The sequence below is a fragment of the Pseudomonas sp. B111 genome (genome assembly GCF_026428275.1).
Classification (GTDB): Bacteria; Pseudomonadota; Gammaproteobacteria; order Pseudomonadales; family Pseudomonadaceae; genus Pseudomonas; species Pseudomonas aeruginosa.
Window position 1 is genome coordinate 6,091,477 of the sequence record NZ_CP097857.1, and the last position, 19,088, is coordinate 6,110,564.

The 19,088-nt window shown below is 63.4% G+C and carries 21 protein-coding genes; 20 read left to right on the top strand and 1 reads right to left on the bottom strand.

Annotated elements, in window-relative coordinates; all coding sequences use genetic code 11:
* Nucleotides 1–8: 8 nt before the first annotated feature.
* The 18 genes from M6E97_RS28270 (at nt 9) to trpC (ending at nt 16,284) form a co-directional block, all read left to right on the top strand.
* Nucleotides 9–638, top strand: coding sequence for a glycoside hydrolase family 19 protein (locus tag M6E97_RS28270; protein ID WP_003129215.1), 630 nt, complete (start codon nt 9–11; stop codon nt 636–638).
* Entirely contained in the window at nt 635–997 is a 363-nt protein-coding gene (locus M6E97_RS28275; protein ID WP_003129216.1) for a hypothetical protein, read from the top strand. The genes M6E97_RS28270 and M6E97_RS28275 overlap by 4 nt, the downstream gene beginning before the upstream one ends.
* Nucleotides 994–1,251: a hypothetical protein gene (locus M6E97_RS28280; RefSeq protein WP_034005255.1), complete on the top strand. Its 258-nt coding sequence runs from the start codon at nt 994–996 to the stop codon at nt 1,249–1,251. The genes M6E97_RS28275 and M6E97_RS28280 overlap by 4 nt, the downstream gene beginning before the upstream one ends.
* Before the next feature lie 315 nt (nt 1,252–1,566).
* Nucleotides 1,567–2,061, top strand: a complete 495-nt coding sequence (locus tag M6E97_RS28285) for a phage tail tube protein (RefSeq protein WP_003113190.1) — start codon at nt 1,567–1,569, stop codon at nt 2,059–2,061.
* 11 nt (nt 2,062–2,072) lie between these two features.
* Nucleotides 2,073–2,420 carry a phage tail assembly chaperone family protein, TAC gene (locus tag M6E97_RS28290; protein WP_003113189.1) on the top strand — a complete coding sequence of 116 codons (348 nt, stop codon included), beginning with the start codon at nt 2,073–2,075 and terminating at the stop codon, nt 2,418–2,420.
* 29 nt (nt 2,421–2,449) lie between these two features.
* Nucleotides 2,450–2,704 (top strand): hypothetical protein, encoded by a 255-nt coding sequence (locus M6E97_RS28295; protein ID WP_003113188.1) that lies wholly within the window; start codon nt 2,450–2,452, stop codon nt 2,702–2,704.
* A 46-nt stretch (nt 2,705–2,750) separates the two neighbouring features.
* A complete protein-coding gene (locus M6E97_RS28300; RefSeq protein ID WP_034005256.1) occupies nt 2,751–4,589 on the top strand; it encodes a phage tail tape measure protein in 1,839 nt (612 codons plus the stop codon).
* On the top strand, nt 4,582–4,923 hold the full coding sequence (locus tag M6E97_RS28305; RefSeq protein ID WP_003113186.1) for a phage tail protein: 342 nt from the start codon (nt 4,582–4,584) through the stop codon (nt 4,921–4,923). The genes M6E97_RS28300 and M6E97_RS28305 overlap by 8 nt, the downstream gene beginning before the upstream one ends.
* A 7-nt stretch (nt 4,924–4,930) precedes the next feature.
* Nucleotides 4,931–5,626, top strand: a complete 696-nt coding sequence (locus tag M6E97_RS28310; protein WP_003118922.1) for a phage minor tail protein L — start codon at nt 4,931–4,933, stop codon at nt 5,624–5,626.
* A gap of 2 nt (nt 5,627–5,628) precedes the next feature.
* A complete protein-coding gene (locus M6E97_RS28315) occupies nt 5,629–6,399 on the top strand; it encodes a C40 family peptidase (protein ID WP_003129219.1) in 771 nt (256 codons plus the stop codon).
* Nucleotides 6,400–6,453: 54 nt separating this feature from the next.
* Nucleotides 6,454–7,056 (top strand): tail assembly protein, encoded by a 603-nt coding sequence (locus tag M6E97_RS28320; protein WP_034005257.1) that lies wholly within the window; start codon nt 6,454–6,456, stop codon nt 7,054–7,056.
* A 58-nt stretch (nt 7,057–7,114) separates the two neighbouring features.
* A complete protein-coding gene (locus M6E97_RS28325) occupies nt 7,115–10,768 on the top strand; it encodes a phage tail protein (RefSeq protein ID WP_034005258.1) in 3,654 nt (1,217 codons plus the stop codon).
* Between the two features lie 985 nt (nt 10,769–11,753).
* Entirely contained in the window at nt 11,754–12,854 is a 1,101-nt protein-coding gene (locus tag M6E97_RS28330; protein WP_003129221.1) for a pyocin knob domain-containing protein, read from the top strand.
* Nucleotides 12,854–13,165: a hypothetical protein gene (locus M6E97_RS28335; RefSeq protein ID WP_023094501.1), complete on the top strand. Its 312-nt coding sequence runs from the start codon at nt 12,854–12,856 to the stop codon at nt 13,163–13,165. The genes M6E97_RS28330 and M6E97_RS28335 overlap by 1 nt, the downstream gene beginning before the upstream one ends.
* The gene (locus tag M6E97_RS28340; RefSeq protein ID WP_003129222.1) at nt 13,162–13,389 is read left to right on the top strand and encodes a hypothetical protein; all 228 of its coding nucleotides are present in this window, start codon (nt 13,162–13,164) and stop codon (nt 13,387–13,389) included. The genes M6E97_RS28335 and M6E97_RS28340 overlap by 4 nt, the downstream gene beginning before the upstream one ends.
* A gap of 405 nt (nt 13,390–13,794) precedes the next feature.
* The gene (locus tag M6E97_RS28345) at nt 13,795–14,400 is read left to right on the top strand and encodes an aminodeoxychorismate/anthranilate synthase component II (RefSeq protein ID WP_034005260.1); all 606 of its coding nucleotides are present in this window, start codon (nt 13,795–13,797) and stop codon (nt 14,398–14,400) included.
* Nucleotide 14,401: 1 nt separating this feature from the next.
* Nucleotides 14,402–15,451 (top strand): anthranilate phosphoribosyltransferase, encoded by a 1,050-nt coding sequence (trpD, locus tag M6E97_RS28350; RefSeq protein WP_034005262.1) that lies wholly within the window; start codon nt 14,402–14,404, stop codon nt 15,449–15,451.
* Complete coding sequence (trpC, locus tag M6E97_RS28355; RefSeq protein ID WP_034005264.1) at nt 15,448–16,284, top strand: indole-3-glycerol phosphate synthase TrpC; 837 nt, start codon at nt 15,448–15,450, stop codon at nt 16,282–16,284. Before trpD ends, trpC begins: the two co-directional genes overlap by 4 nt.
* A gap of 61 nt (nt 16,285–16,345) precedes the next feature.
* Here the strand turns inward: trpC and crp are convergent, their stop codons facing one another.
* Nucleotides 16,346–16,990 (bottom strand): cAMP-activated global transcriptional regulator CRP, encoded by a 645-nt coding sequence (crp, locus tag M6E97_RS28360; protein ID WP_003085214.1) that lies wholly within the window; start codon nt 16,988–16,990, stop codon nt 16,346–16,348.
* 221 nt (nt 16,991–17,211) lie between these two features.
* Here crp and M6E97_RS28365 point away from each other — a divergent pair, with 221 nt between their 5' ends.
* Entirely contained in the window at nt 17,212–18,192 is a 981-nt protein-coding gene (locus tag M6E97_RS28365; RefSeq protein WP_014595514.1) for an IS5-like element ISPst7 family transposase, read from the top strand.
* 265 nt (nt 18,193–18,457) lie between these two features.
* Nucleotides 18,458–18,880: an OsmC family protein gene (locus M6E97_RS28370; protein WP_003085219.1), complete on the top strand. Its 423-nt coding sequence runs from the start codon at nt 18,458–18,460 to the stop codon at nt 18,878–18,880.
* Nucleotides 18,881–19,088: the final 208 nt, after the last annotated feature.

Sequence of the window (19,088 nt, forward strand, 5' to 3'; positions counted from 1 at the left end):
GAGGATCGATGAAACTGACCGAGCAGCAATTGCTGCGCATTTTTCCCAACGCCCGCCTCGTCGCGGGCGTTTTCGTTGTGGCGTTGCAACGGGCCATGGACGAGAGGGAGATCGACACACCGGCGCGGTGTGCCGCGTTTCTCGCCCAGGTCGGCCACGAAAGCAGCCAGTTGACCCGGCTGGTGGAGAACCTCAATTACAGCGCCCAAGGCTTGGCGGCGACCTGGCCGGGTCGCTATCTCGGCCCCGACGGGCAGCCCAACGCGTTGGCCTTGCGGCTGGCGCGCAATCCGCAGGCGATTGCCGACAACACCTACGCCACGCGCAACGGCAATGGCGACGAAGCGTCCGGCGATGGCTGGCGCTTCCGTGGGCGTGGCTTGCTACAGATCACCGGGCGTGCCAACTACCGGTTGGTCGGAGAGGCCCTCGGCGAGCCGCTGGAAGCCGAGCCCTGGCGCCTGGAGCAGCCCGTGCCGGCGGCCCGCAGCGCTGCCTGGTGGTGGGCCGGTCACGGGCTCAACGAGCTGGCCGACCGCGGCGAGTTCGCTGCCATCACCCGCCGCATCAACGGCGGCCTGAATGGCCAGGCGGAGCGCCTGGCGTTGTGGCAGCGGGCCAGGGCGGTGCTGTCATGAGCCGGCTCGCTCTGCTCCTGCCGGCCGTGTTGCTGGTCCTGCTGGCCGGCGCCTTGCTCGGCGGCGGCCTGGTTGCCCGCCACTATCGTCCGCAACTGGAGGAGGCCCTGGGCCAACTCACTGCCAGCCGCGTCGCCAGCGGCCAGCTCGAGGCTTTGCTCGATGAGCAGCAGCGAGCGCTGGCGGCGGTGCGGGCGAGCGCCGAGAGGCGCGCGAAGGACGTCGAGCAGGCAATCGGCGAGGCCAGGGCGCAGGCCGCGGAGCAGTATGCCGCGGCCGTGCGTCTGCTCCAGGAACCCGACATTGGCGTGGACTGCCAGGCGGCAGGTGCGGCGATCGACCGGGAGCTGGGACTATGACTCGTCTCCTGCTGGGGCTTTGTCTGCTTTTCGCGGGCTGCGCAGCCTCGCCGACGACACCTCGCCCCGTGCGCGTCGAGGTTCCCCTCGCAGTGCCCTGCCGTGTACCTGACGTGCGCCCGCCGAGCTGGGCCGGCGTCACGCTGAAGGCCGGCGATTCGCTGCAGGCCAAGGTTCGCGCATTGCTCGCCGAGCGCCGCCAGCGGCAGGGCTACGAACTCGAATTGCAGGCGGCGTTGCGTGCCTGCCGCTGAGACACTGGGCGCATATGGACGTCGATGGACGTGTGTCCGGCGCATATTGCCGTGTATTGATTCCGCAGCGTTGTCGAGCCGGGAATCGGTCGGTACAACGTAGTCATGCTTGTACAGGTGTGTCCCCCCAGGGATGTCACCTGCAACCTCAGAGCCCGGCCAGTGTGCCGGGCTTTTTCGTTTGCATCCGACAACGGCTCGGGACGTGGAGGCTCCTCGCCGACCGCGTACCGCGCCACGGCCGACCGTCCTGGGGACGGGGCCAGACGACCCGCCTGGTGCGGGTCTTTTCATGTGCATAAAGGAGAGTTTTCCATGTCCATCCTGACTCAAGGTACCCAGATCTACGCCCTGGTTCCGCCGGTATCCGGTACCGGTGCCGCTACCGTCCTGGAGATCGAAGGCGTGACTTCGTTCAACCCGGGCGGCAATCCGGCCGACCAGATCGAAGACCCGTGCCTGAGCGACACTTCGCGCAAGTACAAGAAAGGCCTGCGCACCCCTGGCCAGGCGACCCTCGGCATCAACGCCGATCCACGCCTGGCCAGTCACGTTCGGTTGTTCCAACTGTCCGAGAAAGATGGCGAGACGAGCGTCAAGTGGGCCATCGGCTGGTCCGACGGAATCGACGTAAAGCCGACCGTCAGCACCGAAGGCGACGATTTCGTGCTGCCGCCGGCGCGCACCTGGTTCACCTTCGAAGGCTACGTCAGCGACTTCCCCTTCGATTTCGCCAGCAACACGCTGGTCGCTACCCAGGCCACCATCCAGCGTTCCGGCGCCGGCAAGTGGACGCCGAAGTCGGCTTGAGGAGCGCGTAGATGAATCTCAACGAACTTCGTGCGGCGGGCGGTTTCATCGAGTCGGCGCTGGTGCGCAAGGAGATTACCTGGACCCGCGTTCCCGCCGGCAGGAAGAAGGCGGTCAGCGACACCTTCCAGGTGTTCGTCCGACGCAACAGTTTTGGCGCGGTGGAGCGCCTGTTTTCCGCCGAAGGCGACCAGCAGAGCCGCAACGCGCGCTACCTCGCCGAATGCATTCGCCTGGGCGAGACGGGAGAGGAAAGCCTGACCTACGAACAGGCCTACGACCTCGACCCGGCGCTGGGCTTCCTGCTGCTGCAGGCGGTCGGTGAGGTCAACCGGGTCGAGGACGCGGAAAAAAACTGACCCCCGCCGACGAGGTTTGGCACGAGCTGGTGCTGAACGGCGTCGGCGGGTCGACCATTGCCGAGGCCAAGGAGCGGCTCAGCTACGCCGAGTACCGCGCCTGGGTCGCCTACCTGAACAAGCGCGGCTCGCTCCATCCGGGACACCGGCTGGAGCTTGCGCTGGCTCGGATCGCTGCGTTGCTCGGGCATGCGCTGGGAGCGGACGCCGATCCCGACGCGTTCCGTCCGCATATGGCTCTCCAGCCCCTTTCGCTGCATCAGGCGATGGATCAATGGGCATGACAGGCCACCCCGCTGCGGCGGGGTCTTTTTCTGGAAGACATGAATCATGGCCACGAATACCGACGGCAGCCTGACGCTCGACCTGGTCCTTCGCAGCGAAGGGTACAGGGCCGGGATGGACAAGGTTGGCAGGATCAACGATCAGAAAATGCGTGCCATGGAGGCGCGCGCGGAAAAGGCTGGCAAGGCTATCGGCAAAAGCCTGGACAGTTCGGCACTGATTGCCAGCAGCGTGCTGGACCAGGCGCTGGACATGCTGGGCAGGACCAGTCGCCAGGCGGGTCAGGCCAAGAAGCCTGTGCAGAGCGCTCAGGACAAGGTACTGGCCGAGTGGAAGACCCGGCAGAAGGAGCTGGGGGAAGCCTGGAAGAGCTATCGCGAACCACTCCAGGATCTGTCCAAGCTCAACGAAGCACTACTGAAGAACTCTTCCGACAAGCTCGACAAGGCGCTGCTCAATCTCAGCGAGACCGGCAAGCTGTCGCTTGCCAACGTGGGCAAGGCCGCCTACGCCGATGCCGCGCGCCTCGCCTCGCGGCAGATGACGCTGATGCTGCTGGACGGGCTGTTTGGCTGGGTCGCCAGCGTCGGTACCGAGAAGCCCAAGGTCGACGACAAGACGGGCAAGGGACAGGCGAAGGCCGGCGACGACGAGAAGGAACAGCCGTCGCTCCAGTCGCAGGTCTTCAAGCAGTGGCTGTTGCAGATGAACAGTGTCTGGGGCGCCTACCGCGCGCCGCTGCAGGATATCTCCGGGATGACCGACGAGCTGTTCAGGAATGCGTCGGAGAAGCTCGAGAAGTCGCTGTTCAATTTCGCCACTACCGGAAAGCTGTCCTTGAGCAACTTCGCCAAGACGGTGATCGACGATGTCGCCCGGATCGCCGCGCGGCAGCTTTCAATGCTCGCCCTGGACGGATTGTTCGGCTGGATGAATGGCAAGGCCGGCATCACCGAGGCGCAACTGGCCAGCCAGAAGCCCTATACCTCGCTACTGGAAAAGGCCCGAGCAGATGCGGGACAAGCGGCTGCGGGCGCTCCCGCGGCCCAGGGTGCCGCGCCAATGCCGGCAGCGGCGATGGATGTCGGCGCGATGGTGGCCACTGCTTCCGGGCAGACCGGGGACGGTTCCAAGGTATCGGCTGGAGGGGCTTCGGCGAGCGCTGGCAAGCCGGTGGGCAGTTGGGTCGAACAGATGGACGCCTCCTGGGCGAGCCTGCGCGACCAGGCGCAGGACGTCTCGGGAATGATGGACATGCTGTTTACCAACGCTTTCACCAATATGGAGAACGCCCTGTTCACCTTTGCCACCACGGGCAAGCTGTCGTTCAAGGATTTCGCCGACTCGGTGATCCAGGATATGGCGCGGATCGCCGCGCGGCAGGCGACGCTGCAGATCATTGGCGGCATCGTCGGTGCGGTCAGCGGGTTCTTCGGTAGCGGCGCAACGGCGGGCTCGCGGATTTCCGACTATACCGGCTCGGACATGGCCAATTGGGTCAGCAAGCAACGCGCCGGAGGCATGCCTGGGTTCGCCAGGGGCGGTGCCTTCAACGATGGCATCCAGAGCGCGCCGGCGCTGTTCAGCATGGCCGGCGGTCGTCCGGCGCTGATCGGCGAGCGTGGGCCGGAAGCCATCATGCCGCTGAGTCGCGGTTCCGATGGTGTGCTCGGCGTGCGCGCGCTCGGCGGCGGCGAGGGGGGCAACGTCTTCAATTTCTCCACCAGCGTCAGCCTGGGCGGCGGCCGCGAGGGCACGGCGACGGCCAGCGGCGACGACGGTACGGGACAGCAGCTGGCGGGAATGATCAACGATGCCGCGCGCAACGTGGTGGCGCAGGAGCTGCGCCCCGGCGGCCTGGTATGGAGGATGGTGAATGGCTGATCTGGAACGCTTTACCTGGGACATCTCGATCGATTCCGCCGGCCAGGCGAACCAACTGGTACGCCAGGTGCAGTACGGCGGCGGCTACAGCCAGGCGCTCGGTGACGGGCTGAACAACCTCAGCGAGACCTGGCAGGTTTCGCGTACCGGCGATCTCGCGCTGATCGGCCCGATCCGCGATTTCCTCAAGCGCCACGGCGGCTACCGCTCGTTCCTCTGGACCTTGCCCACTGGCGAACCCGTACGGGTGCGCGCCCAGGGCTGGCAATTGCGGCCGCGCGGCAACGGCGTGTTCACCCTGAACACCACCTTCCAGCAAGTCTTCAATCCGTGAGGTAAGCATGACCATCACAGCCGATGACCAGGCCCTCGAGCCTGGGGCGCTGGTGCGCCTGTTCGACCTGGATTGCACCGGGTTCGGCGGCGAGATGCTGCGCTTCCACGGCCACCTGCAGCAGGGGCCGATCCACTGGCAGGGCAACGCCTACCAAGCTTGGCCGCTGGAGGCGCGCGGCTTCGAGCAGCGCGGCGACGGCCGGGCCAGTTCGCCGACCCTTAGCGTGGGCAACATCGACGGCAGCATCAGCGCGCTCTGCCTGTTCTTCGATGGCCTGGTAGGCGCGCGCCTGACCGTGCGCGAGACCTATGCGCACTACCTGGATGCGGCCAACTTCGCCGAAGGCAACCCGCAGGCCGACCCCTCCCAGGAGCGCCTGAACATCTGGTTCCTCGAGCAGAAGACCGCCGAGAACAGCGTCCAGGTGACCTGGGAGCTGTCCGCTCCGCCGGATTTCCAGGGCCAGCAGATCCCGGCGCGCCAGATCACCTCGCTGTGCCACTGGTGCATCACCAACGAGTACCGCGGGCAGGACTGCAACTACACCGGCACGGCGATGTTCGATGCCGACGGCAATCCGGTGGACGATCCGGCGCTGGACCGCTGCGGCGGCCGGGTCAGCGATTGCAAGCTGCGCTTCGGCGCGGACAACCCGCTGTCCCACGGCGGCTTCGCCGGCGCCGGCCTGGTCAGGATGTGAGCATGGAACTGAGCCGCAGCCTGCAGCGGGCCATCGCCGCACACGCCGCCCGCGAGCATCCGCGCGAATGCTGCGGGCTGATCGTTCGCGGTGCGCGTCAACGCCGCTACGTGGCCTGTCGCAACGCAGCCGGATCGCCCAGCGAGCACTTCGTGATCGATCACCAGGACTGGTGCGCCGCCGAGGACCAGGGCGAGGTCCTGGCCATCGTCCACAGCCACCCGGACGTTCCGGCCACGCCGAGCATGGCCGATCGGGTCAGTTGCGAACTGCATGGTCTGCCCTGGGTGATCCTGTCCTGGCCGGAAGGCGATGTCGCGCATCTAGCGCCGGAGGGCTATCGGGCGCCGCTGCTCGGCCGCGAGTTCGCCCACGGCGTGCTCGACTGCTGGAGCCTCTGTCGCGACTGGTACCGCCGCGAGGCAGGTCTGGAGCTTCCGGACTATCCGCGCCGCGACGGTTGGTGGGAAACCGGCGAGAGCCTCTACGAGCAGCACTATGCGGCGGCTGGATTCCGGCCGGTGCCGCTGGCCGGAATCCGCCGCGGCGACATGCTGGTGATGCAGGTCGGGAGGGCGCTGCACCCGAACCACGCGGGCATCTACCTGGGCAATGACTGGCGTCTGGACAGCGAGCCGGTCCAGGCGCTCGGCGGCGACGGACCGTTCCTGCTGCACCACCTGTACGGACGGCTGTCGACCCGCGACGTGTTCGGCGGACCCTGGATCGAACGCACGCGCCTGGTCTTGCGGCACACGCGGATGCCGCAGTGAACGACATATTCAAGCGAGCCGTCGGAATCGGCTCTTTACGAGAGGAACAGGTCCATGAATGACACCCTGAGTCAGGGCCTCACCACCATCCGTCTATACGGGGTTCTGGGCAAGCGCTTCGGCCGCATGCACGGCCGGTTATTGGAAAGCGGCACGGTACGCGAGGCGATGAGCGCCCTGAAGCACACCATGGAGGGATTCGAGACGTTCATGCGCGAGGCGGAATCGAAAGGGCTGACCTTCGCCGTGTTCCGTGGGCGTACCAACCTGTCCGGCGAGCAACTGGACATGCGCGGACGCGAGGATATCCGCATCGTGCCGTTGGTGATCGGGAGCAAGCAGGCGGGGCTTTTCCAGACGATTCTGGGGGCTGCCTTGATTGTCGTGGGTGGATTCACGACGTTCTTCTCCGGTGGAACCAGTTCGTTCCTGGTAACCGCTGGAGTCAGCATGTTGGCGGGCGGCGTCATGCAGATGCTCAGTCCCCAACCCAAGGGCCTGAAGGGCCGCGAGGCCCCCGAGAACGCCCCCAGCTATGCCTTCGGCGGCCCGGTCAACACCATCGCCCAGGGCCATCCGGTCGGCGTGCTCTACGGCAAGCGCCGCATTGGCGGCGCGGTGATCAGCGCCGGCATCTATGCCGAGGACCGGCTGTAGCCGGCAACGCCGTAACAGGCCCGCCATGCGCGGGCGTTTTTTTGCCTGAAGGAACGTCATGAACAAGACCATCACGGGCCACAAGGGTGGCAGCAAGAAGCCGCGCCAGCCGGTGGAGATGCCGGACTCGGTGCGCTCGATCGCGCGGGCGAAGATTCTCCTGGCACTGGGCGAAGGCGAGTTCGACGGTGGCGTCGACGGCCGTTCGATCTACCTGGACGATACGCCGTTGCTGGCGGCGGACGGCTCGGTGAACTTCCCCGGAGTGACCTGGGAGTTCCGTCCGGGCTCGGTGGACCAGGAACACATTGCCGGTGTGCCCGCCGTGGAAAACGAACTGGCGGTCGGCGTCGAACTCAAGAGTGACGCGCCCTGGGTCCGCGCGGTGAACAACACCCAGCTCTCGGCGGTGCGCCTGCGCCTGTCCTGGCCGGCCATCCAGCGCCAGCAGGAAAACGGTGACGTGGTCGGCTACCGCATCGACTACGCGATCGACATCGCCGTCGACGGCGGTGCCTGGCAGGAAGCGCTGAAGGCTTCGCTGGACGACAAGTCCACCAGCCGCTACGAGCGCTCCCACCGTGTCGACCTGCCGGAGGCGCGGAGCGGCTGGCAGGTGCGCGTGCGCCGCCTGACGCCGAACCAGAACAACAACCGCGTCGCCGACACCATGCGGGTCGAGGCGATCACCGAGGTGATCGACGCCAAGCTGCGCTACCCGAACACCGCGCTGCTGTTCGTCGAGTTCGATGCCAGCCAGTTCCAGAGCATTCCGCAGATATCGGTGGAAGCGCGCGGCCGGCGGGTGCGGGTGCCGAGCAACTACGATCCGCAGACCCGTAGCTACAGCGGCACCTGGGACGGCTCGTTCAAGTCGGCCTGGACCAGCAACCCGGCCTGGCACTGGTACGACATCGTGTTGCACAAGCGCTTCGGCCTCGGTCGGCGGATCGACGCGAGCATGGTCGACAAGTGGTCGCTGTACCGCATCGCCCAGTACTGCGACCAGTCGGTGCCCGACGGCAAGGGCGGCCAGGAGCCGCGCTTCAGCTGCAACCTGTACCTGCAGAGTCGCGCCGAAGCCTGGACCGTGCTGCGCGACCTGGCAGCGATCTTCCGCGGCATGTCCTACTGGTCCGGCGCGGAAATGGTGGCGGTATCCGACATGCCGGAGGACGAGGCCTACACCTTCTCGCCGTCGAACACCGTGCGTGGCGACGACGGCAGCCACTTCAACTACAGCAGCAGCCGCCAGCGCGATCGCCATACCCTGGCCCTGGTCAACTACGACAATCCGGGCAACGGTTACCAGAGCCAACCGGTAGCGGTGAACAATGACCGCGCGCAGCGCCGCTACGGCATCAGCCAGTTGGAGATCACCGCGATCGGCTGCACCTCCGAGGGCGAGGCGCAGCGGCGTGGCCAGTGGGCGCTGCTGACCGAGGAGCTGGAGCAGGACGCGGTGACCTTCCGCACCGGCATGGATGGCCGTGGGCTGGCGCCGGGGAAGATCATCGCCGTAGCCGACCCGGTCAAGTCCGGCAAGCAGATCGGCGGACGCCTGAGCGCGGTGGATGGCCGCGCGCTGACCCTCGACCGCGACGTCGAGGCCCGACCCGGCGATCGCCTGCTGGTCAACCTGCCGAACGGCAAGGCCGAGGCGCGCAGCGTCCAGTCGGTGGTAGGCCGCGTGCTGACCGTGACCGCCGCCTATTCGGAGACGCCTCGGCCCCAGGGGCAGTGGGCGCTGCAGAGCAACAGCCTGACCACCCAGCGCTTCCGCATCATGAGCATCACCCGGCCGGAGGACAATCTTTTCGAGATCACCGCGCTGCAACACAACGCGAGCAAGTTCGACGCCATCGACAACGGTGCGCGCATCGAGCTGCCGCCGGTCACCAGCATTCCGCCGGGCGTGCAGGCGCCGCCGCAGAACGTGCGGATCAAGGCTTTCACCAAGGTCGACCAGGGGTTGGCGGTGACCAGCCTGTCGGCCTCCTGGGATGCCGCGCCGAACGCGGTGGCCTACGAGGCCGAATGGCGCAAGGACTCGGGCAACTGGGTGCGGGTGCCGCGAACCTCGGCGCTCGGTTTCGACGTGCCGGGCATCTATGCCGGTCGCTATCTGGTGCGGGTACGCGCCTTGAACGTGATGGAGGTCGGCTCGGTCTACGCCAGCAGTGTGGAGACCGCTCTTGAGGGCAAGACCACGCCGCCGCCGGCGCTGGCCTACCTGCGCTGCGTGGCCGGCCCCTGGCGCATCGGCCTGGAGTGGGGGTTCCCGGCCAGCGGCGCAGCGGACACCGCCTACACCGAGATCCAGCAGTCCGCCACGCCCGGCGGCAGCGAGGAGACCGCACGGGCGCTGGGCCTGTTCGCCTACCCAGGCAATACCCACCTGGTATCGCCGATACCGGCCGGCGAACGGCTGGCGTTCCGCGGTCGCTTGATCGACCGTAGCGGCAACGTCGGCGCCTGGTCGAACTGGGTCACCGGCACCAGCTCCAGCGACGCCAGCGAATACAACCAGTTGATCACCCAGGAGTACGTCGAGTCGGCGCTGGGCCAGCAGTTCTTCTCCGATATCGAACGGATGCAGGTGGATATCGGGGGCTTGCAGAAGCAGGTCGGCGACCTCGCCGACGTTCTGCTGTACGACCCGGCCAAGGTCTACGCGAAGAACGACATGGTGCGACAGGGGCAGCGGTTGTACCAGGCACTGAAGGCTGTGCCGGCGAAGACGGCGCCGCCGAACGCGGCCTACTGGTCCGATATCGGCCAGTCGCTGGAAACCGCCAACGGGCTGGCGCAGCAGGTGGCGAGCCATACCGCTGAAATCAGCGAACTCGACGGCAGGATCGAAGCAGCGGCATCGAATCTGGATGTGCTGCAAGCTGCCGCCCGCGGGAAACCGGCGACCGGAGAGAAGGCGGATGCGCTGAAGGGCTGGGACACCATTGCTCGAGCTGCCACCGAAGTCACCGTGCGGGCGAACGAGGACGAAGCGCAGGCGAAGCGGACGAGCTTGCTTGAGGCGTGGACCGGGACGGCGGAGGGCAGGATCGCAACCGTCGAGTCGGTCGTTGCGTCGAACAATGCTGTAACCGTCCAGCGGCTGGATCAGCTCACCGGCCAGGTTGCGAGCAACGCCTCGGCGATCAGCACCGAACAGACCGTCCGTGCCAACGCGGACAGCGCCCTGGGGCAGCGGGTGGATACCGTCAGCGCGCGCACCGATACCAACGAGGCGAACATCCAGACCACCTCTCAAGCGGTTACCTCGCTGGATGGCAACGTCAAGGCGCTCTACAGCGTGAAGCTCCAGGCGCATGCCAACGGGCAGAAGTACGCCGCTGGCTGGCAACTGGGCTTCGACAGCGGTACGAGCGTGACGACCATGGCGTTCCAGGCTGATCGGTTCCTCTGGTTCAACAGTTCCAGCGGGCAGACCGTGGCGCCGGTTTCGATCGTTGGCGGCCAGATGTTCATCAACAACGCGATGATTCAGGACGGATCGATCACCAACGCGAAGATCGGCAACGTGATTCAGTCGAACAACTATGTGTCTGGTCAGACAGGTTGGCAGATAAATAAAACCGGGGGCATAGAGCTCAATGCATCATCAGTAAACGCAACGTCACGCTTTACCGGGGGAAAGTGGACGATTACTGATAATGCGACAAATATAGTTGTTGTGGAGATATCAGTCTGATGGCGACATTCATTATTCGTGACAGGTTGACAGGGAGGGTTAAGGTTGATCTGTCGAGTCGTATTACCAAACAGTTGGGAATTATCTCAACTGGTAATTCGGCAGGCAGTATTGTTGTTCCAGAGTTTTCTGGCGGCAGCCCCTGGTGGTCATGGATTCCAGATATTGAGTTTGTCACCTTCAATCTGCCTAGTATTACTGTGTCTGGTAATACCTTGTCATGGTCGACTCCGCCAAGGTCGATTAGTATCGTCTATGGGATTTATTAATGGCGCGGGTTATTGTCAGAAATCCAAGCGGGGCGGTCGTTATTGACGACAGCTTTGTAAATACGGCGCTGAAAGCAAAGGGGGCGGTGACTACTGCGAATGATGGCAATGGAGTCATTTCGGCGGTGGTCTCGCACACCGCGATCAGTTCTAGCAGACTGCCGATACTGGCGCTATCCTCGAATCAGCTTGTGTATCTGTCGAAGGTGCAAAGGAATGGCACATCAGTTTCTTGGAAGGTGGCAACTCAGTCCGAGGGGAGTGTTTCGTATTATATTTTCGATGACCCATCATCAACTTCCGCTGCTGGCAGTCTTGTTTTAAGAAACGCAGCCACAGATGTAGTGACTTTCGATAGTGATCTTGATTACTTGAAAGTTGTTGGGGTGTATGTCACCCCCAAGGGAACAGGTGTCGCTACTTACCAGCTTCCCCCTGGCAGGGTCTATGCGATAGTCCCTCTGGCTTCGTCATATTCGACTCAAGTAGGTCCCGCTCCTTCGCCACCGAATCCTCCGCCTCCCTTTCCGCCGAAATGGCGGATTGAGTTGATGGATGCAAGCGCATCTCGAATCTCTGGAAACACTCTGACAGTTGAGCGCGTAACGGTATACAACAGGCTTTTACAGGGCGGAGTGACAAACCAAACTTACTACAGTGGTGGAGATTCCGCCGTAATGATTGTCGATGTTACCTCTCTTTAATGAGGAAAGTTCATGGTATGGTATTCAACCGGCACCGTAGCGGTGACCGCAAATAGCCCGACCGTTACCGGTACTGGCACACAGTTCTCGTCCAATGCCCGGGTCGGCGATGCATTTCGTGGCCCCGATGGTTGTTGGTACGAGGTCACAAACGTCGCCAGTTCGACGGTCATCTCGATCAAACCCAACTACCAGGGCAGCACGGCCAGCGGCCAGCCCTATGCAGTGGCGCCGATCCTGGGCTACGACAAGGACCTATCAGATCGTTTCAACCAGATCGCGATGGACTGGGGGGCGACCCTTGCGGGCATAAAGCCGTGGGCCCTGTCCAATACCGGCACGCAAGCGCAGGCGGACATGGGAATGACGGCGGTGGGGCGGGGACTCAACGCCGCAGCGACTGCTGAGAATGCCCTGAGCTTTATTGGTGGCATGCCGAAGTCGATGTCCAATCTGCGGGCTGTCAGCGACGCCAATAATGTCCCGAACGAATGCGGGTTCTACGGTATCGGAGCGTCGCCTTGGGCGAACTTGCCGCCGGGGGTCGACGGTATCAACCCTATCGGATCCATGCTCTACCACCATCCGTACGATGTGAGCACCGCCGTGCAGATGCTCATTCCGCGAACCTCTGACCTCATGTACTTCCGCCGGAAGCTCTCCGGCAACTGGGGCGCATGGGTGCGGCTACTCTCGGATAAGCAGCTTGTAGGTACGGTATCTGTTGACGGGTCGAATGTTCCGAACGGTGCGGTCATGCAGCAGAACGGGACCACGGCTATCAACGTGGGCACCAGTCTGCGTTTCGCCGACGGCACTCAGATTATCTACGCGAAGCTCCGTCTGGAATTCAGCGCGGTAGACATCTTGACCCGCCAGTACACGTTCCCCATGAGCTTTTTCGAACCCCCGAATGTCACCGCTACTTTAATTCAAGGTCAGCAGTCGGATATCAATCCATTGCAGTTCCAGCAACTCGGTCCGGTATTGGTCGCTGCTACTACTGTTAGCGCGTGCAACGTACGAGTCATGCGCCCTACTTACGTATCGAGTGGCTGGGCTTCTGGGAACTTCATCGACTGTTCTGTCAACGCGGTAGGGAGATGGCGCTAATGAAGTTCTTGCTAAAACCCGACCTGCAAGTCGGATTGCCTGGCAAAGAACGGGTAAGCTCGGTTTCTGTAAACGGATTGCGGTTGACTATCGACGGCGTAGAGTTCGATTTTTCTCCACTTGCAGTGGGTGGGTACTTGCCTCCGGAGGCATACATCAACATAACCCCCCTGCAAGAGGTGGAGGTTCGAAGCAACTTTCTTCTCGTACGCTACATCCACCAAGTGACAGCAGACATTCTGACTGCTTATCGCGCCGAGATTGAACCAATTTTGGTGGAAGTTGACGGACCTGTGGAGCTACCGAAATGAACATTGACTGGAGCCAACTGAGAACCCCCGAGCAGCAGGCCGCCGAACGCTTGCAGGCTGAGTACGATGCCGCAGCCGCGGCGCGGGCAAATGCCTACCGCCTGGAGAGTGACCCGCTCAAGACCGAGGCCGAGTTCGACGCTATCAAGGCCGGCACCGAGCCGGACTACTCTGACTGGATCGCCAAGGTAGAAGAGATCAAGGGGCGATATCCACTTCCTTGAACCCGCCCGCCATGTAAGCAGGCTTCAGCGCCACCCCGAAGCCTGTCTTGACAGTAGCATCCCCTGCGCCGGCCGCTCCGGCCGGCGCTCTTCCCGACATCCCGCTGTTGCACCCATCCTCCCCACTGGGCTATGTTCCCCAACATGGCTCCGTGAGACCGCTATCGTGATCCACCTCAGCAGCATCATCACCTCCCTCATCAAGGCATTCGCCCGTTGGCGCTGGCGCGCCTGACTTCTTCTTCGCCGGCCTGGCCGGTCACGTCTCCCTGCGTCCCCCGTTTTCCACAGGCATAATGCCGACGATCCACTCCCCCTTCCTCCGCGAGCACGCCGGGAAACGGGTGTGGCGAAAGCCGGGTGATGCGATTCGCATAAGAATGAAATCAAGAGGTTACAGCCAGCATGCTGCTGATGATCGATAACTACGACTCCTTCACCTACAACCTGGTGCAGTACTTCGGCGAACTCAAGGCCGAGGTCAAGGTGGTGCGCAACGACGAACTGAGCGTGGAACAGATCGAGGCCCTGGCGCCCGAGCGCATCGTCCTTTCCCCCGGTCCCTGCACCCCCAACGAGGCCGGCGTCTCGCTGGCCGTTATCGAGCGCTTCGCCGGCAAGCTGCCGCTGCTCGGTGTCTGCCTTGGCCATCAGAGCATCGGCCAGGCCTTCGGCGGCGAAGTGGTGCGGGCGCGGCAGGTGATGCACGGCAAGACCAGCCCGATCCACCACAAGAACCTCGGCGTGTTCGCCGGCCTGGCCAATCCCCTGACGGTGACGCGCTACCACTCGCTGGTGGTGAAGCGAGAGAGCCTGCCGGAATGCCTGGAGATCACCGCCTGGACCCAACATGCCGACGGAGCGCTCGACGAGATCATGGGCGTACGCCACAAGACCCTGAATGTCGAGGGCGTGCAGTTCCATCCCGAGTCCATCCTCACCGAGCAGGGCCACGAGCTGCTGGCCAACTTCCTCCGCCAGCAGGGCGGCGTGCGTGGGGAGGGCAACTGAGATGGATATCAAGGGAGCCCTCAATCGCATCGTCAACCAGCTCGACCTGACCACCGACGAAATGCAGGCGGTCATGCGCCAGATCATGACCGGGCAGTGCACTGACGCGCAGATCGGCGCCTTCCTGATGGGCATGCGGATGAAGAGCGAAACCATCGACGAGATCGTCGGCGCGGTGGCGGTGATGCGCGAACTGGCCGACGGCGTGCAGTTGCCTACGCTGAAGCATGTGGTCGACGTGGTCGGCACCGGCGGCGATGGCGCGAACATCTTCAACGTATCCTCGGCGGCGTCCTTCGTGGTCGCCGCCGCTGGCGGCAAGGTCGCCAAACACGGTAACCGCGCGGTCTCCGGCAAGAGCGGCAGCGCCGACTTGCTGGAAGCCGCCGGCATCTACCTGGAGCTGACCTCCGAACAGGTGGCGCGTTGCATCGACACCGTCGGCGTCGGGTTCATGTTCGCCCAGGTCCACCACAAGGCGATGAAGTACGCCGCCGGTCCGCGCCGCGAGCTGGGCTTGCGGACTCTGTTCAACATGCTTGGCCCACTGACCAACCCGGCGGGAGTCAGGCACCAGGTGGTCGGGGTGTTCACCCAGGAACTGTGCAAGCCGCTGGCTGAAGTGCTCAAGCGTCTCGGCAGCGAGCATGTGCTGGTGGTGCATTCGCGCGACGGGCTGGACGAGTTCAGTCTGGCCGCGGCGACCCACATTGCCGAGTTGAAGGACGGCGAGGTACGCGAGTACGAAGTGCGTCCCGAGGACTTCGGGATCAAGAGCCAGACCCTGATGGGGCTGGAGGTCGACAGTCCGCAGGCCTCGCTGGAACTGATCCGCGACGCTTTGGGGCGGCGCAAGACCGAGGCTGGGCAGAAGGCCGCCGAGCTGATCGTGATGAATGCCGGCCCGGCACTGTACGCTGCCGATCTGGCGACCAGCCTGCACGAGGGCATTCAACTCGCCCACGATGCCCTGCACACCGGGCTGGCACGGGAGAAGATGGACGAACTGGTGGCCTTCACCGCCGTTTACAGAGAGGAGAACGCACAGTGAGTGTGCCGACGGTTCTGCAGAAGATCCTCGCCCGCAAGGCCGAGGAGGTCGCCGAGCGCCGTGCGCGCGTCAACCTGGCCGAGGTCGAGCGGCTGGCGCGTAGCGCCGATGCGCCGCGCGGCTTCGCCAATGCCCTGCTGGAGCGGGCCAAGCGCAAGGAGTCGGCAGTGATCGCCGAGATCAAGAAGGCATCGCCGAGCAAGGGCGTGCTGCGCGAACACTTCGTCCCGGCAGAGATCGCCCGCAGCTACGAGGCGGGTGGCGCGGCGTGCCTGTCGGTGCTCACCGACGTGGACTTCTTCCAGGGCGCCGATGCCTATCTGAAGGAAGCGCGGGCCGCCTGTGCGCTGCCGGTGATCCGCAAGGACTTCATGATCGATCCGTACCAGATCGTCGAGGCGCGGGCGATCGGTGCCGACTGCATCCTGCTGATCGTCTCGGCGCTGGACGACGTGCTGATGGCCGAACTGGCGGCGACTGCCAAGTCGGTCGGTCTCGACGTACTGGTCGAAGTGCATGACGGCACCGAGCTGGAACGTGCACTGAAGACCCTGGACACGCCGTTGGTGGGCATCAACAACCGCAACCTGCACACCTTCGAGGTGAGCCTGGAAACCACCCTCGACCTGTTGCCGGAAATTCCCCGCGACCGCCTGGTGGTCACCGAGAGCGGTATTCTCAACCGGGCCGACGTGGAGCTGATGGAAGTCAGCGAGGTCTACGCCTTCCTGGTTGGCGAGGCGTTCATGCGGGCCGACGATCCTGGCCTCGAGCTGAAGCGCCTGTTCTTCCTGGAGCGTGGCGGTGTGGTGCTGGGCGCCGATCCTGACTGATCCGCGCTGTCGAACCCCATGAAAAAGGCCGGTTGCGACCGGCCTTTTTCATGGGTGCTGTTCAGCGGGTGCCGAAGACCACCATGGTCTTTCCTTTCACATGCACCAGGCCCTGCTCCTCCAGGCTCTTCAGCACGCGTCCGACCATTTCCCGCGAGCAGCCGACGATCCGGCCGATCTCCTGGCGGGTGATCTTGATCTGCATGCCGTCCGGGTGGGTCATGGCGTCCGGTTGCTGGCACAGGTCCAGCAAGGTGCGGGCGACGCGTCCGGTGACGTCGAGGAAGGCCAGGTCGCCCACCTTGCGGGTGGTCTTGCGCAGGCGGTCGGCCATCTGGCTGCCCAGGGTGTAGAGGATCTCCGAGTCCTGCTGCGACAGTTCGCGGAACTTCGCATAGCTGATCTCGGCGACTTCGCATTCCACCTTGGCACGAACCCAGGCGCTGCGTTCCTGTTCGCTGCCTTCCTTTTCGAACAATCCCAGCTCGCCGAAGAAATCACCGCTGTTGAGGTAGCCGATGATCATTTCGCGGCCGTCGTCGTCCTCGATGAGGATGGTGACCGAACCCTTGATGATGAAGAACAGCGTTTCGCAGCGATCGCCGGCATAGATGATGGTGCTCTTTGCGGTGTAGCGGCGGCGGTGACAGTGTGCGAGCAGCTTGTCTAGGTGTTTGAGTTTGGGTGTGTGGGTAATAGCTACCATGCCCGAGTCCCGAAAGAATAAAGAATATGCCTGACGTACAAGGCGATGTTTTTTTGAGTTCTTATGGAGAGACCTGCCAGGGCCCGGGAGCTCAGCGGAGAGCTCCCCCCAACCGGGCAGATCAGGAAGTGTGCCAGTAAACCGCGTCCAGCTTAAGGACAGTCTGAAAAAGACTTTCTGATTTTGGCAAAATAGCCGAACGCCACCCACCGAGTTTTCTGATGAAGCAGATGACCTTCGCCGATGCCGAGTACGCCGGCAAGCGCAAGCAGACCCGCAAAGAGCTGTTCCTGATCGAGATGGATCGGGTGGTGCCGTGGAAGGGGTTGATTGCCCTGATCGAGCCGCATTACCCCAAGGGTGAAGGTGGCCGTCCGGCGTACCCGTTGATGGCAATGCTGCGGGTTCATCTAATGCAAAACTGGTTCGGTTATAGCGATCCAGCGATGGAGGAGGCACTGTACGAGACCACCATCCTGCGGCAGTTCGCGGGGCTGAGCCTGGAGCGTATCCCCGACGAAACCACCATCCTCAACTTCCGTCGCCTGCTGGAGAAACACGAACTGGCTGCTGGCATCCTGGCCGTGATCAATGGCTACCTGGGTGACCGTGGCCTGTCGCTGCGCCAAGGCACCATCGTCGATGCCACGCTGATCAATGCGCCGAGTTCGACCAAGAACAAAGACGGCAAGCGCGACCCAGAGATGCACCAGACCAAGAAGGGCAACCAGTATTACTTTGGCATGAAGGCCCACATCGGCGTCGATGACGAATCGGGCCTGGTGCATAGCGTGGTAGGTACGGCGGCTAACGTGGCGGACGTCACCCAGGTCGACAAGTTGCTGCATGGCGAGGAAAACGTGGTCTGCGCCGATGCGGGTTATACCGGCGTCGAGAAGCGTGCCGAGCATGATGGCCGCGAAGTGATTTGGCAGGTGGCAGCACGGCGCAGCACTTACAAAAAGCTGGGCAAGAGCAGCGCGCTGTACAAAGCCAGACGCAAGATCGAGAAAGCCAAGGCTCAGGTACGGGCCAAGGTTGAGCACCCGTTTAGGGTGATCAAGCGGCAGTTCGGTTATGTGAAGACGCGCTTCCGTGGCTTGGCCAAGAATACTGCGCAACTGGTGACGCTGTTCGCGTTGTCGAACCTGTGGATGGCACGCCGACATTTGCTGACCAATGCAGGAGAGGTGCGCCTGTAATGCAGGAAATGGCCGCCGCGAGGTGTTCTCGGCGGCTAGAAACACCGAAATGAGCTGGTTATCTGATCGTTTTTGATCGGTTTGCCGCTTTCAAAATCGGCGGAGGCTGAAGTCAGCCGGAAATGCATGGCTACTTCAGACCATCCTTAACAGACCGACCATGAAGGTCGATGTGATTTTGCGACGCAGCTATCAGGACTGTGATCCCGTACTGTCCTTGGGCCCTGTGCTAAGCTGGCGCCCTTTGCCGGCGGGAGTCTGAACGATGAAAGCGCGTATCCAGTGGGCGGGCGAGGCGATGTTCCTTGGCGAGTCCGGTAGCGGCCACGTGGTGGTCATGGACGGTCCGCCGGACCATGGCGGACGCAACCTCGGGGTGCGCCCTATGGAGATGGTCCTGATCGGCCTCGGCGGTTGCACCAATTTCGATGTGGTCAGCATCCTGAAGAAGGCGCGCCAGCCGGTGGAGAGCTGCGAAGCCTTCCTCGAGGCCGAAAGGGCCGACGAGGAGCCCAAGGTGTTCACGAAGATCCACGTGCACTTCGTGGTCAAGGGCCGCGGTCTCAAGGAGGCCCAGGTCAAGCGCGCGGTGGAGCTGTCGGCGGAGAAATACTGCTCGGCATCGATCATGCTCGGTCGCGGCGGGGTGGAGATCACCCACGACTACGAGATCGTCGAACTCGGCTGAGACGACATCCGGTCATCATAAAAGGGGCGCAAACTCTGGCGGAGGCTTGATTGGCTCTGCATAATGCGCCCCTTTTTTCGTGCCGCGCGATTCCGTCGGGCGGCCGTTCAGTTCGGAAGATTCTTCCGCTCTGATAGACGTTTCCCGAGCCATCCCGGTCGGGTGACCAATGGCGCCAGCCGGCGCCCGTGCAACTCAACAAACCACA

Bases quoted from the DNA above. Each gene is read 5' to 3' on its own strand.
- M6E97_RS28270 (WP_003129215.1), top strand. From the start codon at position 9: ATGAAACTGACCGAGCAGCAATTGCTGCGCATTTTTCCCAACGCCCGC.
- M6E97_RS28275 (WP_003129216.1), top strand. From the start codon at position 635: ATGAGCCGGCTCGCTCTGCTCCTGCCGGCCGTGTTGCTGGTCCTGCTG.
- M6E97_RS28280 (WP_034005255.1), top strand. From the start codon at position 994: ATGACTCGTCTCCTGCTGGGGCTTTGTCTGCTTTTCGCGGGCTGCGCA.
- M6E97_RS28285 (WP_003113190.1), top strand. From the start codon at position 1,567: ATGTCCATCCTGACTCAAGGTACCCAGATCTACGCCCTGGTTCCGCCG.
- M6E97_RS28290 (WP_003113189.1), top strand. From the start codon at position 2,073: ATGAATCTCAACGAACTTCGTGCGGCGGGCGGTTTCATCGAGTCGGCG.
- M6E97_RS28300 (WP_034005256.1), top strand. From the start codon at position 2,751: ATGGCCACGAATACCGACGGCAGCCTGACGCTCGACCTGGTCCTTCGC.
- M6E97_RS28305 (WP_003113186.1), top strand. From the start codon at position 4,582: ATGGCTGATCTGGAACGCTTTACCTGGGACATCTCGATCGATTCCGCC.
- M6E97_RS28310 (WP_003118922.1), top strand. From the start codon at position 4,931: ATGACCATCACAGCCGATGACCAGGCCCTCGAGCCTGGGGCGCTGGTG.
- M6E97_RS28315 (WP_003129219.1), top strand. From the start codon at position 5,629: ATGGAACTGAGCCGCAGCCTGCAGCGGGCCATCGCCGCACACGCCGCC.
- M6E97_RS28320 (WP_034005257.1), top strand. From the start codon at position 6,454: ATGAATGACACCCTGAGTCAGGGCCTCACCACCATCCGTCTATACGGG.
- M6E97_RS28325 (WP_034005258.1), top strand. From the start codon at position 7,115: ATGAACAAGACCATCACGGGCCACAAGGGTGGCAGCAAGAAGCCGCGC.
- M6E97_RS28330 (WP_003129221.1), top strand. From the start codon at position 11,754: ATGGTATGGTATTCAACCGGCACCGTAGCGGTGACCGCAAATAGCCCG.
- M6E97_RS28335 (WP_023094501.1), top strand. From the start codon at position 12,854: ATGAAGTTCTTGCTAAAACCCGACCTGCAAGTCGGATTGCCTGGCAAA.
- M6E97_RS28340 (WP_003129222.1), top strand. From the start codon at position 13,162: ATGAACATTGACTGGAGCCAACTGAGAACCCCCGAGCAGCAGGCCGCC.
- M6E97_RS28345 (WP_034005260.1), top strand. From the start codon at position 13,795: ATGCTGCTGATGATCGATAACTACGACTCCTTCACCTACAACCTGGTG.
- trpD (WP_034005262.1), top strand. From the start codon at position 14,402: ATGGATATCAAGGGAGCCCTCAATCGCATCGTCAACCAGCTCGACCTG.
- crp (WP_003085214.1), bottom strand. From the start codon at position 16,990: ATGGTAGCTATTACCCACACACCCAAACTCAAACACCTAGACAAGCTG.
- M6E97_RS28365 (WP_014595514.1), top strand. From the start codon at position 17,212: ATGAAGCAGATGACCTTCGCCGATGCCGAGTACGCCGGCAAGCGCAAG.
- M6E97_RS28370 (WP_003085219.1), top strand. From the start codon at position 18,458: ATGAAAGCGCGTATCCAGTGGGCGGGCGAGGCGATGTTCCTTGGCGAG.